Source organism: Pseudomonas versuta, from assembly GCF_001294575.1.
Taxonomy (GTDB): Bacteria; Pseudomonadota; Gammaproteobacteria; order Pseudomonadales; family Pseudomonadaceae; genus Aquipseudomonas; species Aquipseudomonas versuta.
Window position 1 is genome coordinate 2322383 of sequence record NZ_CP012676.1, and the last position, 15006, is coordinate 2337388.

Here is a 15006-nt window from a genome sequence, read left to right on the forward strand (position 1 = left end):
CCGAGTAAAAAATTTTAAATTGCCGGCTGAATCCACAGGCTCTGGCGCTTCAATATTGCGCACCGCCGTGGAAAAAGGATCACAGGCAAGCTCGCTCCTGCAGGGTAAACTGTTGCCCTTGCACACTTTTTTGAGCCCGCATCATGACTGACGAACTAAAGATCAATGACCTGGTACAGGGCGAAGGCAAAGCCGTGGTCAAGGGTGCCCTGATCACCACCCAGTACACCGGCTGGCTCGAAGACGGCACGGTGTTCGACTCATCGTTCGAACGCGGCAAACCGTTCCAGTGCGTGATTGGTACCGGGCGCGTCATCAAAGGCTGGGACATCGGTCTGATGGGCATGCAGGTCGGCGGTACGCGTACCCTGCAGGTTCCGGCACACCTGGCCTATGGTGAGAGAAGCATGGGCGCGCACATCACGCCGAACTCCAACCTCAGGTTCGAGATCCAACTGCTGGAAGTCCTTACCCGGGACGATTAAGCCACGCGCCCTGGCCAAAATTTTTGAGGAGTTAAACCCTGTTGAATCGATTTTTCCTGCGGCTTTTGCTGCTTGTTCCGTTAGCAGTGGTGGCCGGTTGCAGCAGCCAGAGCAGCCGCACTGTACCCGGCCAGACCCCGGAGCAAGTACGCGCCAGGATCGTGCAATTGCTGCCGGCCAGGATTGCCGATCGCCAGGGCTGGGCCACTGACATTCATGCCGCGTTTTCTGCCCAGGGCCTTGCCCCGACGGATGAAAACCTGTGTTCGGTGCTGGCCGTCACTGAGCAGGAATCCAACTTTCAGGCCGACCCGCCGGTGCCGGGCCTGGCCAAAATCGCCCGCACTGAAATCAACCGCCGGGCCGGCAAACTGCATATCCCCGAATTCGTGGTGCGCAGTGCACTGAGCATCAGTTCGCCAACTGGCAAAACCTATAATCAGCGGCTCGATGCGGCCCGTACCGAAGGCGAGTTAAGTGCCATTTTTGATGATTTCATTGGCATGGTACCGCTGGGTAAAAGCCTGTTCGGTAATTTGAACCCGGTGCACACCGGCGGCCCGATGCAGGTGAGCATTGCCTTTGCACAAAAGCAGGCGCGCGATTATCCGTACCCGGTAGCAGGCACAATCCGACAGGAAGTGTTCACCCGCCGTGGCGGCATGTATTTCGGTATCGCCCACTTGCTGGGCTACCCGGTCGACTACACACAATCGCTGTACCGTTTCGCCGACTTTAATGCCGGCTGGTACGCCAGTCGCAATGCCGCTTTTCAAAATGCTGTGAGCCAGGTTTCCGGCATACCTCTGACCCTGGATGGTGATCTGACCATTCCTGGATCCTATGCCCTGGGCTCAACCGAGCGGGCGGTGCGCGCACTGGGCAAGCAGCTGAACCTCAGTGATAACGCCATCAGAAACCAGCTGTTAAAGGGCGACCGTCTGGAGTTTGACCAGACCGATGTGTACCGCAAGGTGTTTGCGCTGGCTGACCGCCAGCAAGGCAAGCCGCTGCCCCGCGCCGTGCTGCCGGGCATTACCCTGCAAAGCCCGAAAATCACCCGCAACCTGACCACGGCCTGGTTCGCCAAGCGCGTGGATGAACGTCGTCAGCGTTGCATGAGCCGGGCCAGCACATTGAAATCCCCAATGGCTTTGTAATTCTTGGCGCAGCCTGCCGCAGTGACTGCACAAACCTATTCGCTTACGAACAAAATAGTTGAAAATGTACAGATGCGGAGTAAGGTAATAATTACCTTATCGCAAGGAGAACGCCATGGGTCTCGCCGCCAGAAACATAGAGCCCGATATCACGACCGGTGATGCCGGGCGCGTCGCCCTGACCTTTTTCTTCAACCTCATGGAACACTGGGGTTGCAGCAAGGAGCAGCAATGCACGCTGCTGGGGGCCATCGGCAATACCACCTATTTCAAATACAAAAAGCTGCCCAATGTGCGGTTGCCCCACGACACCCTGGAGCGCATTTCGTACCTCATGGGGGTGCACAAAGCGTTGCGCATCCTGTTCAGCAACCAGCCTGAACGGGCCTATGAGTGGGTCCACAAGCCCAATACCGCGGCACCGTTCAATGGCCAGACGGCCTTGAGCTACATGCTCGGCGGTCAGGTTGTCGACCTGGCTGACGTACGTCGCTATCTGGACGGGGTCCGCGGCTGATGCCCGGCGTTTTACCCGGTTGGGACAAGGCCTGGCGCATCATCAATAGTGCGTTCCCGCCGATCTCGGTGTTTGAAGACACCCTCGACCCGGCAGACCTCGAACTGGCCTATGCCCTGGAAGGGCTGACCAATGACCGGCTGCGCGATGAAGCCGGCCTGCTCGCACGGGTCAGGCCTGAAGACCGGCTGTCTGGCCAAGGATCAACCCCGGTGATGGCGGCCTTTACCCATATTGGCCGGGCCAGTCGTTTTACCGATGGCAGCTACGGGGTGTATTACTGCGCCAGCAGTGTCGAAGCAGCGATCGCCGAGACCTGCTTTCATCAGGAGCAATTCTGGCGTGCTACTCAGGAAGCCAGCATTGAAATCACCCTGCGCACTTACATCAACACGGTGTGTCGGCCAATGATCGACGTGCGCGCAGAACCCTCCCTGCATCAGCCCTCCCCTGCCAGTTATGGCATCTCCCAGGCCTTTGCCCGCCCATTGCGTGAAGAAGGTGCCTGGGGCTTGCTGTACAACAGCGTGCGCCTCGAGGGCCATGAATGCGTGGCAGCGTTTCGCCCGCCCGCACTGACGTTGCCGGTGCAGGGTCCGCATTTTCGCTATGTGTGGGATGAGAGGAAGCAGGCGATCGCCTGGGTATTGCAGGTCAGCGAGGTGGTGTTTTAAACCGCCGGGGTGACGTCACCCCGGCGTATTCACTTACAAGCCATCGCCAGGCTTAAGGGTGCGCTCGGCAACAGCTTCGGCGCTCTTTTCCTGCCATACCGGCCAGTACTCGGCACGTTTTTTCTCAACGCTGGCCTTGACCCGCTCGTACCAGGCCAGGGACTTGGGCGAGTTGATCACCAGGTCGGTGTCTTCAACCCAGCCCTGGAAGTTTTTCGACTTCAGACTGTGGGACGCATCCGGGTCGTTGCTGACCGGCCACAGAGAGAAACGGGCTTTCCAGAAACCCATACGCGGCGTTACCAGCGCGTAGTAGGTTTTGCCGGCCACCAGGTCAGCTTCCATAAAGTCAGCCGCCTCGGACACCACCATAAAGGTGTGTTTGCCCGCGGTGACCGGGTGCGCGATTTTCGTACCGTTGGCCATGACCCCAATGAATTGGGTCTTGCCATCCGTCACGTCATACAGCGACGAGGTAATCGCTTTACCGGTAAAGGCATCGCGCATAAAGACCACTTGCGCCATGTCCGGGGCAACGTCTGGCAGCGTCTGGTCGGCCACAGGAGTCATCGGGTTGCCGGCGCAGCCGGTCAACAACAGGGTGCCCAACAAGGCAAAAACATATAACACGCGCATCTACAGCTCCTTTGAGTCGCTATTTCCTTACCCGGCGTCTGCCAGGCCGGCGGCATTATCGGTACTCGTTGCCTTGAAGGGAACCTATGAATGGGTGTTCAACACCTGGGGTCAGTTCACACGGTGTATTGCTTGAACAACTCCTCCTTGATAATCAGCAACGCGTCTTCGTAATAACGCTCGCCGCGGGCCTCGCTGAGTAACACCGAACGCGTACTGCCGGGGCCTTCGCCGGGGGTGTGTTCACAGGTCAGGTAGAACTCGGCCGTTTCGGGCCTGAATTCCAGGTAGTAAAACAACTCGCGGCCTTCGCGGTGCCAGTAGCCTATTTCTCTGCGCATAAATGTCCTTGGTCGGTGTCGGTACTGTGGTCGCTAGCCCGCTTCTGCCGGTTATTTTGCTGGCGGATGATACCGGCGATACGCTCCAGTGCCACTTTCAGGGTCTGGGCACTTTCGGCAGCTGTCAGGCTGATGCGCAGTGCATTGAGGGTGGTGGATTTCACCGCAAATACCTCCGCAGGCACTGCATCCACTCCAGCGGCACGACAGGCCTCGGCCAGCGACACATCGCCCTCGGCAACGCTGAGCCAGATATGCGGCGACGGGGTGTCGGACGGGGACATGCCCGCACCCAGCAGTTTTTTCGCCAGACGCCAGCGCCGGGCCACTTCAAGGGTTTGCCACTGCGCACGCTCATGGGCCGTTCCATCGCTGATCCACTGGCAGGCAATGGCCACGCACAGCGGCGCAACCCCCCAGTGCGCGGACTGTGCATGGGGGTCAATACGCGCCAGCAGTTGCGCGCTTGCAGCGATCCAGCCCAGCCGCACGCCCGCCGCGACGGTTTTGGACAAACTGCTCACCAGCACCCCGAAATCCGGCAAATAGCGGTACAGCGGGGGGCTGTCGGTCAGCGCTCCGTAGACATCGTCTTCGACCACCCAGACCCCATGGCGCCGGGCGATCCGGGCAATCTCCTGTTTGCGCTCGACCCCCATCAGCGCTGAAGTCGGGTTTTGCAGGGTCGGCGTGAGCACTGCAATTCTGGCGCCCGTGGCGCGGATCATGCGGTCAAAATCCTCCGGCACAATGCCCTGGCGATCCATCGCCACGCCGTGCATGGGCAACCGCAACTGCGCGCAGGCGGCCTTGATGCCCGGCGCGGTAAAGGCTTCAACCAGTACCGGCTCGCCGGCCTGGCATAACGACAGCAACACCGTGAATAGGCCTTGCTGGGCACCGGTGCAGAGCATGATGTTTTCTACTGCCAGCTCCAGGCCCCGACCCTTGAGCCACAGCGCACCCAGCACCCGCGCCCGGAGCAAGTCCGCGGCACTCAGATAACTTTGCAAGCGAATTGCCTGGCCGGTCGCGAGCAAGCCCGACAACGCCTGCGCATCGCTTTGGCCGATGTGATCAATGGCCGGGACATTGGTTCGCAAATCAATCCGGGCAGCCTGCTCGTCGACCTGCTGCAAACGAAACAGTGTGGCCTCCTGACTGCCCGCCAGCACGTAGGTGCCGCGCCCGACCTCCCCCGATACCAGGTGCCGGCGCGCAGCCTCGCGGTAAGCCTGCATGGTGGTGCTGGGATTGCAGCCCAGGGCCCAGGCCAGCCGCCGTTGCGGTGGCAGGCGTGCCCCCGGCTTGAGATCGCCACAGGCAATGGCCCGGGCAATGGCCTCTACCAGCGCCAGGTAGCGCGGTTGTTGGGAATCGCCGAGGTCAGGTATCCACATTTATTGTTGGCCATGCAATATAAGGATCGGCCCATACAATGCAGCGCGCCTAGAATCGAGTAAACCCCTTGATGACGGTGCGCCATGTTTGATTTGAACTCCCTTCGCCTCGCCGCGACTGATGTGTATCGCAGCATGGCGCCTACCCCGCAGCTGGCCTGGCCGGTGCTGGCCGATCGTTTGGGCTGCACGGTGTGGGTCAAGCACGAAAACCACACCCCCACCGGCGCATTCAAAGTGCGTGGCGGCTTGTTGTATGTGCAAGGCCTGCTTGCCCGCGAACCCGCTATCAAGGGGCTGGTGACCGCTACCCGTGGCAATCACGGGCAAAGCCTGGCGCTGGCCGCCAGCCGCATGGGGCTGAAGATCAGCATCGTGGTGCCCGAAGGCAATTCACGGGAAAAAAACGCCGCCATGCGCGCCATGGGCGCCTGCGTGATCGAGTGCGGCAAGGACTTCGACGAAGCCCGCAGCAAAGCCGCCGCCCTGGCACAAAACCATGGCTTGCATCTGGTCCCGGCCTTCCACCCCGACCTGATTCGCGGAGTGGCGACCTACGCCCTGGAGTTATTCGAAGCCGTGAGTGAACTGGATACGGTGTATGTACCCATCGGCATGGGCTCGGGAATTTGCGGGCTGATCCGCACCCGCGATCTGCTGGGGCTGAAGACCGAGATCGTCGGTGTGGTGTCGAGCCATGCCGATGCCTTTGCGCAAAGCTTTGAACAAGGCAGGGTTATCTGCACCGATACCGCACACACCTTTGCCGATGGCCTGGCCTGCCGCCAGCCATTGCCCGAATCGCTGGCAATCATCGCCAAAGGCGCCGCACGGGTTATTCGCGTGTCAGACCGGGAGATTGCCTGCGCCATGCGCCTGTGCCATGAAACCACCCACAACACGGCCGAGGGTGCGGGTGCCGCTGCGCTGGCTGGCCTGATCAAGGAACAGGCACTGCAGCAGGGGCGGCGTGTAGCGGTGATTCTCAGTGGCGCCAATATCGATCGTCAGTTGTATGCCGGGATCCTCGACGAAGACTCGGCAAGCCCGACTGTCTGAGTTCAAGCCCATTCGTTACGGGACAAGGGCGTGGCCACGCCCTTAAACAAAATTTCATCCCTGCGACAAATTGTCTTTATTTGTGACAAAAACAGGCTCAGAATAAAAACTGTACTGTACAGTACCATTCTAAAACCTACGCCCGCAGTGCATGTAAAGGCCTTGGCTGCCGGCTTCAGGGATCTACGTAATGAACAACGCTAAACCAGAGGCCCCGGCCTCTAAAGGGAGACAGCTGCTGCTGGCCGTCTTCGGGATTCTGCTTGGACTGAGCGGCCTGTTCCTGGCGATCAAGGGCGCGCAACTGGTGATGCTCGGCGGCTCCTGGTACTACCTGCTGGCGGGTTTCGCACTGGTACTTTGCGGTGTCCTGTATCTACGGGTAAAACCCGCAGCCACCGCGGTTTTCGCCATTGTCTTTGTAATCACTGTTATCTGGTCAGTATGGGAAGCAGGCTTCACTTTCTGGCCGATGGTGCCGCGTCTGGCACCCTTTCTGGTCATAGGTCTGCTGGCTTCGCTGCTGCACCCGTGGCTGAGCCGGGGTCGCCAGCGTGTTGCGAGTTACTGCTCGGCAGTCGCGTTTGCCGCTGTGCTGGTGATGGGTGCAAACGCCCTCTTCACCCCGCACGGAGTGATGCAAGGCAAAGCCCTGCCCGTCGCGCAACCGCAAGCCAGCGACGATCAAACTGTCGCTGACTGGAGTCATTACGGCAGCAACCCGGCAGGTACCCGCTTCTCGCCACATGCGCAAATCAACAAGGACAACGTGGACCAGTTGCAGGTCGCCTGGACCTATCGTACCGGCGAGATCGCCGAAGGCGCGTCGGAGTACCAGAACACCCCGATTCAGGTGGGCGATACCCTGTACACCTGCACCCCGACCAGCAAAGTGATTGCGCTGGATGCAGACTCCGGTCAGCAGCGCTGGGTGTTCGACCCCAAACCGGCCAATACCAAAACCTGGAACCGTTGCCGCGGCGTCAGCTACTACGAGCCGGCCAAAGTCGAGCGGCCGTATGCCTTTGCCGACCTCAAGCCGGCAGCAACGACACAAGGCTCCAGCTGCGCCAAACGCATCGTGCAAGTGACCATGGATGCGCGGCTGCTGGAAATCGATGCCGAAACCGGCAAGCCTTGCGAGGACTTCGGTAACAAGGGATCGGTGGATCTGACCACCGGCCTGGGCCAGGTCATGGAAAACGTCCCTTACTACGCCTATACCTCTGCACCGACTGTTTCGCGCAACCTGATTATTCTCGGTGGCTGGGTATTCGATGGCCGCTCAACCGATGAACCATCGGGCGTTGTGCGAGCATTCAGCGCGGATACCGGTGAACTGGTGTGGGCCTGGGACCTGGGCAAACCGTCAATCACCAAGCTGCCACCCCAAGGCGAAACCTATACCCGCAGTACGCCGAACATGTGGTCGACTCCTGCGTTCGATGACGAACTGGGCCTGGTGTATCTGCCAACGGGCAATCAGCAGCCGGATTTCTGGGGTGGCGATCGCCCTGAACTGACCGAGAAGTACTCCTCGGCCGTGGTTGCACTGGATATGGCCACCGGCCGTGAGCGCTGGACGTTCCAGACCGTACACCACGATATCTGGGACTACGACGTCGCGTCGCAACCCACCTTGTATGACATACCTGACGGTGTCGGCGGAACAATACCGGTACTGATTCAGCTGACCAAGCGCGGTCAGATCTTCATGCTCGATCGTCGTAATGGCAAACCTGTTGCCGATGTGGTCGAAAAACCTGTGCCGCAGGAACATGCTGCGGGTGACTGGGTCGCCAAAACCCAGCCCTATTCAGTGGACATGCCTACCTTCGGTGCCCGTCAGCTGACGGAAAAAGACATGTGGGGAGCGACGTTCTTCGATCAATTGATGTGCCGCATCGACTTCAAAAAGCTCAATTACAAGGGCGAGTTCACGGCCCCCAGCACCCAGGACACACTGATTTACCCGGGCTACTACGGCGGTTTTAACTGGGGCGGCGCTGCTATTGATGAGACCAGCGGCTACCTGTTCGTCAACGACATCCGTATTCCGCAGGTCGTGAAGCTGGTGCCCCGCGAAAACGTCGACCTGACACATCTCAAGTCCGGGCATGGCGTTGGCAGTACCTATCCAATGGATGGCACGCCATTTGTCATTGACCACAAAAGTTTCAACTCGCCACTGGGTATCCCGTGCCAAAGCCCACCCTGGGGCGTGTTTGCCGCGATTGACCTGAACACCCGGAAAAAAGTCTGGGAAAGACCGGCCGGCACGGTTGAAGACGCTGTAATCAATGGCGTGCGGGCGAACTTGTCGATTCCGCTGGGCATGCCGACCCTGGGCGGCGGCGCAACTACCGGTTCCGGCCTGGTGTTTTATGCCGGAACTCAGGACTACTACTTGCGCGCCATGGATATGACCACCGGCCAGGAAGTCTGGAAAGGCCGTTTACCGGTGGGCGGTCAAGCGACACCGATGACCTACCGCTCCCCGCACACCGGCCGCCAGTATGTGGTGGTAGTCGCAGGTGGAGCACGTCAGTCTCCAGATCGCGGGGATTACGTGATAGCGTACGCGCTTCCCGAAAAAGAGTAGTCCCCATGTCGCAGTTGCACCGTTCACCGACTTCAACCCCGACCCGGAGTGAGGAGAAACGGCGCAACCTGTTAGTCACGGCAAGCGAACTGTTTTTGCAGCAGGGCTACGATGGCCTCAGCATGGATGCCATCGTCTCCGCCGCCGGCGGCTCCAAAGCCACGATCTACCGATATTTCGGGAGCAAGGCCGACTTGCTGGTGGCCGTCGTCGAGTACCTGTGCGAAGACTTCATCCTTGAGTTCAAGCAACTGGACACTTCACGGGTCGAGCTGACTGAAGGCCTGCAATTGATTCTCCAGAACCTGGTGGCAGTGGTTACCAGCCCCCGGCATGTCGACTTCTACCGCCTGGTGGTCAACGGCTCGGCGCAAGTGCCACAGGTGGGTCAGACATGGTACGAGCATGGCCCCAGGGTCTGGCATCAATCAATTTTCAGTTTGCTGGAACAACAGCGCCAGCGCGGGCTGATTGCAGCCGACACGTACCTCTCCGAACTGCCACCCATTCTGTTTGATGCACTGTTCTCCCATTTGACGACACGCACCGTCATGCTCGGGCAAACCTGCACCGCCCAAGCATTTGAACCGATGATCAACGAACTGATCACACTGGTTACCCAACGCCTGAAAACGCCCTGATCAACACGGGGCAAGGCAATGTGGCTATGCTCAGTCCGATGACCCTTTCTCAGCCAGTTCGCTCACCCTGCCCTCCCGGCGCCTGCATTTGCGAGCGGGAACAGCTGTTGGCTGCGCCTGATACCGACCTGCGTATCCTCGGCCTCACCCGCCAGGCGGAAAAAGTCCTGCTTGAGCGACTGGAAAATATCCAGAGCCTCAGCGAGCTGGAACACATGCAACGCCGCATGCACCAGCAATTGGGCATCAGGGTGGCCATCGAACCCAGTTTCAATGAAGTGCGGACCATGCGCGGCATCGGCATCCGGGTGCTGGAACAGCCCGGTCTTTGCCGCAAAACCCGCCAGGAGATCCCTGCTGCCATCCGCCGCGCCCTGGAAAAACACCCCGAAATTGCCTACAAGCTGCTGGACAGTCAGGACTTGCTGCGCGACACCTGAGTCGCACCTCGCAAGGGTGTTTGATGGCTAAAAAGACTTTATTTGGTAACTGCTGAATGAATTAGCTTGCCATGACTCTCGCAGCACCCTATAAGCGCGTCTTTTAAATTAATTAGAGTCTTAACATGAGCTCCGGATTCACCGAGGACGAAATGCGCAGAGCGCTCGGCCTTGACACACCCACGCCCCCTGTCGCCCCCCCAGTTATTGTTAAACCCGAGCCCGTGCCGGTAAAGGCTGCCCCGTTGTCGCCCAAGGAACCGTCAAAGGTGCCGGTCAAGCGCCGTGGCCCGATGCTGCGCGTGACCTTGCAGGTGAGCAAAGAGTACGACGGCGAAGAAACCCGCTTCGTACACGATGCCAAGACCCTGAGCCGGTTCGATGCAGAACAGGAAGCGAAAAAAGCCCTGGCCAAAGCCGGGTTTAAATACTTTGTGGTCGAGTCTATTGTTCAGGTTGATTAACGTGCGCAAGGCAATTGGCGCTGGATTTAAGTCGCGGTAAAAGGCATTCTCCGCGACTTTTTAAAGCTCAGCCCCGCATTTCCAAATGCGCAACCGGCCAAGGAATCTGTCCATGCAAACGCAACCGCTGAACGCCGCCGACTTTGAGTGTCTCGAAGGCATCCTGCTCAAACATGGCGACGACAATTCCGTGCTCAATACCTGCGAGCTGGATGGTTTCTTCACCGCGCTGGTCTCAAGCCCGGCACAGGTCGACATCGCTGACTGGTTCCCGGCTATCTGGGGCGGCCAGAACCCGAATTGGGAAAGTCCCGATGAAGCCAAGCAGTTCATCGAGCTGAGTGTGCGCCACATCAACACCCTGGCCCGCCAACTGGCCGAAGGCAGCACAGCATTCGCCCCCCGGTTCGAAGAAACCGAGCATAACGGCCAGGCCGTAACACTTGCCGAAGAATGGTGCTTTGGTTACTTGCGCGGTGTGGCCGTGGCCAACTGGTCGCCACTGCCTGCGGTCCAGGCGCAACTGCTGCAGACCATCGCCGACTGTGCCGAACAGGACAATTTTGAATTGCCCGAAGATCTGGACGTCGCCGCTCACCAATCACAGGTCGCCGAAATTGAACCGGCTGCCCGTGCACTGCATGACTTCGGGTTGAGCCAGCGCTAAACCCGCCAGCCTGGTAGGAGCGCGCTGGCTCGCGAGCGCTTAAACAGCTCGCGAGCAAGCGCGCTCCTACCGATATTTTGCGGCACCCGGAGACAAAGATTCATGACTACCCTCACCCACTTCGACACCCCCTGCCCCGAACCGCTCAAGAGCCAGATCCTGCAACTGGTGGTCGACCATCTCACTGACATCAGTGCGATGGAAATTGCCCCGAGCAATCTGCTGTACAGCATCTATCAGTATGCAATTGGCTACGAAGTGCATCTGTACCTGGAGGCGCTGGGCGGCGGCAAGGGGATTGCGGTTGAGCTGATTGTCGCCACCGATGAACAGGATCCGGAAAAAGTCACCGGCTTCGTGCTGTACCTGCCGGTCAAGGATGACCCGCAAGCGTGCGGCATCGCTTACATGGCAGAACTGGCCAGCCATCGTCACCTGGGCGTGATCCGGGACATGGTCACACAGGTGGTGAGCCGCTATCCCCACAGTGAATTGACCTGCAGCGTGAGCAAGGTGGCGGCCTATGCAGAGATGGGCTTTCAGATCCTTGGTACTCGCGGCCCGCAAGTGCTGATGAACACCCGTGACCACAGCACTGACGGCCTGATGGGCGTGCTTGATGTGGCCGCGGTCTACAGTTCGACCGAGGTGCGGCAGATTCATACCTACCTGCTGCAACGCAACGGCAAAAAAGCGATGCTCGACGCCGAGAAAAAACGCGACCGACAGATCGATCAACTGACCGCCAAAGCCCGGGCTTTTGTGGCGCAGGCAAAAGGCTAAAAAAGCGATTGCCCCGGCCGGGGTGAAATAACGCATCATGGGCGCACTCCGGACAAAGGAAACCTTTATGCGTGTTCATTTCACCCTGACCCGTTTTACCGCCCTGACCCTGGGCCTGGTATTGAGCGGCGCGGCTACCGCCAGCGAAGAGTCGCAACTGGTCGAAGCGATCAACGCCTACCGCAGCCAGATCCAGTCATGCGCAGGCCAGGCCTCGCAAGAATTGCCGCCACTGACCACAGATACCCGCCTGATTCTGCCGGTCAGCGGCTTTGGCGACCTGCAGGAAGACCTCGGGCGTGCCGCCTACCCCATGGTCAACGTGCAGGCCATCAATCTCTCCGGGCCACGTGATGCCCCGGCCGCACTAAAAGCGGTGCAAGAAAGCTTCTGCAAAGTGGTGCTGGACCCGCAATTTGTCGATATCGGCGTCAGCCATATCGACCGGGACTGGCGCATCGTGCTGGCGCGCCCCCTGCTGTCAGCACGTCTGGGCGACGCCCAGGTCGAAGGCCAGAAGGTCCTGGACCTGATCAACAGCGCCCGCACTCAACCGCGCCAGTGTGGCACCCAGGCTTTCAGCCCCACTACGCCGCTGACATGGAATGCAACGCTGGCGACCGCCGCCGAGACCCATACCCGGGACATGGCCAACAACAACTACTTTGATCACAAGGATCGCACCGGTGGCACACCGGGTGATCGCGCCGAGCTGGCGGGGTATATCGCCCAACAGGTCGGCGAGAACATCGCCGCAGGTCATGACACACCCCGCAAGGTGGTCGATGGCTGGCTGGCCAGCCCCGGGCACTGCGCCAATGTGATGAACCCGCAGTTCCGTGAATTGGGGGCCGCTTATGCGGTAGATCCGAAAAGTGACGCAGGGATTTACTGGACCGCGTTGTTCGGTACCCAGTGAGCTGAGCGAGGGGGATGTTGCGCAGGGAGACTCGAAGAAAGCAGCCCCGCCAGACGAACGTCTGGCGGGGCTTATTTTTTACAGCGCCATGTCGGCCGCTGGATTGCCTGGCGCAGGCTTGGCCTGTGCGTCAGACGGGGTCGCAGTATGGGTTGCTGCCGGGATCGCCGGTGGCGGAGTCAGTTGCAGGACTTCGGCGGTGTAGGCCCATTCCTTTGCAACACGATCCGGATCGCCATTGAGCTTGGTGCCATAGCTCGGCACGATCTGGTGCAGCTTGGCTTGCCACTCAGGGCTGGCCACCTTGTCCTTGAACACGGTTTCAAGCACGGTCAGCATGATCGGAGCAGCGGTCGATGCACCAGGCGAAGCGCCCAGCAGACCGGCGATGCTGCCATCTTTGGCGCTGACGATCTCGGTACCGAGTTTCAATACGCCGCCCTTCTCTTCATCACGCTTGATGATCTGCACACGCTGGCCGGCTTGCCACAGGCGCCAGTCTTCAGACTTGGCGTTCGGGAAGTACTCTTTCAGCGCGTTGAAGCGGTCTTCGTCCGACAGCATCAGCTGGCCGGCCAGGTACTCAACCAGTGGGTACTGTTCGATACCGACTTTGGTCATTGGCCAGATGTTGTGGGGAGTGGTGCTGGTCAGCAGGTCGAAGTACGAGCCTTCCTTGAGGAACTTGGTGGAGAAGGTGGCGAACGGGCCAAACAGAATCACACGCTTGCCATCGAGCACGCGGGTGTCCAGGTGAGGAACCGACATCGGTGGCGCGCCAACCGAAGCCTTGCCGTAAGCCTTGGCCAAATGCTGCTGGGCAACAGTCGGGTTATCGGTTACCAGGAACGAGCCGCCAACCGGGAAGCCTGCGTACTCCTTGGCTTCAGGAATGCCGGACTTCTGCAGCAGGTGCAGTGCACCGCCGCCGGCGCCGATAAACACAAACTTGGCGTCGGTGGCCGTTTCGGAACCGTCTTTCAGGTTCTTGTAAACCACATGCCAGGTGCCGTCATCGTTGCGCGTGATGTCCTTGACTTCACTCGACAGCTTCAGCGAGAAGTTGGGCTTGGTTTGCAGGTAAGCCGCGAACTGGCGGGTAATTTCGCCGAAGTTCACGTCGGTACCGATCGGAGACCAGGTGGCCGCGACTTTCTGGTTCGGGTCACGCCCTTCCATCATCAGCGGAACCCACTTCTTGATCTGAACCGGGTCTTCGGAGTACTGCATACCGGCGAACAGCGGGCTCGCCTGCAGTGCTTCGTAGCGCTTCTTCAAGAACTTGATGTTGTCATCGCCCCACACAAAGCTCATGTGCGGAGTGGAGTTGATGAACGAACGCGGATCTTTCAGCACGCCATTCTTGACCTGCCACGACCAGAACTGACGCGATACCTGGAAGGCTTCATTGATTTCAATGGCCTTCGGGATTTCTACATTGCCGTTCTTGTCTTCGGGGGTGTAGTTCAGCTCGGCCAGAGCCGAGTGACCGGTACCCGCGTTGTTCCAGCCGTTGGAGCTTTCGAGTGCCACGCCGTCGAGACGTTCGATCATCTCCATCGACATGCCCGGTTCCAGCTCATTGAGCCAGACACCCAGGGTTGCGCTCATGATGCCGCCACCGATCAGCAGCACATCAACCTGTTTGGTCTCGGCAGCCTGCACGGACGTAAGCCCCATGGTCAGCGCCAGGCCCAGTAGCCCCTTATTCATTTTTTTTAACATTTTTGGTACCTAAGATAAAACGCCATCTACCCGGCACGCGGTTCATGACAGAGCTCGACTCGTTGCAGGCGTCTCGCCTGCAACCGGACCAGCCTTCAAGCCTTGAACGGGTAGAGTTATAAGGCCTATGCACACTATAGACCTCACTTTTATGTACCTTGGGCGCTGATCTCTTATTGATTTTGGCTTCAGCTACTTGGGTGACATTCATGCTTGCAACTAATGCGTTCCCTTTGATCTGCGACCTGCCCGCAGCTCCTTCCGGGGAGCCTGCATGGACCTTGCAGTCCGGGGTGGCCAGCCTGAAGCCGCGACATTCTACCTCAGGTGGCACTTTGGGCGAAAACCGATATTTCACCGCTGCGCCAGTGCCCGAATCGCCGGCAAGCCGGCTCCCACAATAGCTGCATCAAACCTGTGGCAATCGCCGGCAGCCGCCCCCCCACAACAGCTGCGTCAAACCTGTGGGAGCGGGCTTGCCCGCGATGATATC

At 59.3% G+C, this 15006-nt stretch carries 16 protein-coding genes; 12 read left to right on the forward strand and 4 right to left on the reverse strand.

The features are described 5' to 3' along the window. Nucleotides 1-143 precede the first annotated feature (143 nt). From AOC04_RS10280 to AOC04_RS10295, 4 genes are all read left to right on the forward strand, one after another. Nucleotides 144-485: an FKBP-type peptidyl-prolyl cis-trans isomerase gene (locus AOC04_RS10280; protein WP_060693028.1), complete on the forward strand. Its 342-nt coding sequence runs from the start codon at nucleotides 144-146 to the stop codon at nucleotides 483-485. Nucleotides 486-526: 41 nt separating this feature from the next. Further along, the gene (locus tag AOC04_RS10285; protein ID WP_073509135.1) at nucleotides 527-1645 is read left to right on the forward strand and encodes a DUF1615 domain-containing protein; all 1119 of its coding nucleotides are present in this window, start codon (nucleotides 527-529) and stop codon (nucleotides 1643-1645) included. A gap of 115 nt (nucleotides 1646-1760) precedes the next feature. After that, a complete protein-coding gene (locus AOC04_RS10290; protein ID WP_060693030.1) occupies nucleotides 1761-2162 on the forward strand; it encodes an MbcA/ParS/Xre antitoxin family protein in 402 nt (133 codons plus the stop codon). Next, nucleotides 2162-2836 (forward strand): RES family NAD+ phosphorylase, encoded by a 675-nt coding sequence (locus AOC04_RS10295; protein ID WP_060693032.1) that lies wholly within the window; start codon nucleotides 2162-2164, stop codon nucleotides 2834-2836. Before AOC04_RS10290 ends, AOC04_RS10295 begins: the two co-directional genes overlap by 1 nt. Before the next feature lie 33 nt (nucleotides 2837-2869). On the opposite strand, the gene AOC04_RS10300 is transcribed toward AOC04_RS10295, so the two are convergent. The 3 genes from AOC04_RS10300 to AOC04_RS10310 form a co-directional block, all read right to left on the reverse strand. Beyond that, nucleotides 2870-3472, reverse strand: a complete 603-nt coding sequence (locus AOC04_RS10300) for a hypothetical protein (RefSeq protein WP_060693034.1) — start codon at nucleotides 3470-3472, stop codon at nucleotides 2870-2872. A 116-nt stretch (nucleotides 3473-3588) separates the two neighbouring features. After that, nucleotides 3589-3813, reverse strand: a complete 225-nt coding sequence (locus AOC04_RS10305) for a hypothetical protein (RefSeq protein WP_060693036.1) — start codon at nucleotides 3811-3813, stop codon at nucleotides 3589-3591. Further along, nucleotides 3798-5213 carry an aminotransferase-like domain-containing protein gene (locus tag AOC04_RS10310; protein ID WP_060693038.1) on the reverse strand — a complete coding sequence of 472 codons (1416 nt, stop codon included), beginning with the start codon at nucleotides 5211-5213 and terminating at the stop codon, nucleotides 3798-3800. Before AOC04_RS10310 ends, AOC04_RS10305 begins: the two co-directional genes overlap by 16 nt. Before the next feature lie 84 nt (nucleotides 5214-5297). Here AOC04_RS10310 and AOC04_RS10315 point away from each other — a divergent pair, with 84 nt between their 5' ends. From AOC04_RS10315 to AOC04_RS10350, 8 genes are all read left to right on the forward strand, one after another. Continuing rightward, nucleotides 5298-6272, forward strand: a complete 975-nt coding sequence (locus tag AOC04_RS10315) for a threonine dehydratase (RefSeq protein ID WP_060693040.1) — start codon at nucleotides 5298-5300, stop codon at nucleotides 6270-6272. A gap of 190 nt (nucleotides 6273-6462) precedes the next feature. After that, entirely contained in the window at nucleotides 6463-8874 is a 2412-nt protein-coding gene (locus AOC04_RS10320; RefSeq protein WP_060693042.1) for a membrane-bound PQQ-dependent dehydrogenase, glucose/quinate/shikimate family, read from the forward strand. Between the two features lie 5 nt (nucleotides 8875-8879). Further along, nucleotides 8880-9515, forward strand: a complete 636-nt coding sequence (locus AOC04_RS10325; RefSeq protein ID WP_060693044.1) for a TetR/AcrR family transcriptional regulator — start codon at nucleotides 8880-8882, stop codon at nucleotides 9513-9515. Nucleotides 9516-9553: 38 nt separating this feature from the next. Next, complete coding sequence (locus AOC04_RS10330; protein ID WP_060696926.1) at nucleotides 9554-9955, forward strand: hypothetical protein; 402 nt, start codon at nucleotides 9554-9556, stop codon at nucleotides 9953-9955. Nucleotides 9956-10200: 245 nt separating this feature from the next. Further along, nucleotides 10201-10419 carry a hypothetical protein gene (locus AOC04_RS24155; protein ID WP_237178903.1) on the forward strand — a complete coding sequence of 73 codons (219 nt, stop codon included), beginning with the start codon at nucleotides 10201-10203 and terminating at the stop codon, nucleotides 10417-10419. 112 nt (nucleotides 10420-10531) lie between these two features. Then, entirely contained in the window at nucleotides 10532-11086 is a 555-nt protein-coding gene (locus AOC04_RS10340) for a UPF0149 family protein (protein ID WP_060693048.1), read from the forward strand. Nucleotides 11087-11188: 102 nt separating this feature from the next. Next, nucleotides 11189-11869 carry a GNAT family acetyltransferase gene (locus AOC04_RS10345; RefSeq protein ID WP_060693050.1) on the forward strand — a complete coding sequence of 227 codons (681 nt, stop codon included), beginning with the start codon at nucleotides 11189-11191 and terminating at the stop codon, nucleotides 11867-11869. A gap of 67 nt (nucleotides 11870-11936) precedes the next feature. Further along, on the forward strand, nucleotides 11937-12788 hold the full coding sequence (locus AOC04_RS10350; protein ID WP_060693052.1) for a CAP domain-containing protein: 852 nt from the start codon (nucleotides 11937-11939) through the stop codon (nucleotides 12786-12788). Nucleotides 12789-12866: 78 nt separating this feature from the next. Here AOC04_RS10350 and mqo read toward each other — a convergent pair whose 3' ends face one another. After that, the gene (gene mqo, locus AOC04_RS10355; RefSeq protein ID WP_060693054.1) at nucleotides 12867-14513 is read right to left on the reverse strand and encodes a malate dehydrogenase (quinone); all 1647 of its coding nucleotides are present in this window, start codon (nucleotides 14511-14513) and stop codon (nucleotides 12867-12869) included. Between the last annotated feature and the right edge of the window lie 493 nt (nucleotides 14514-15006).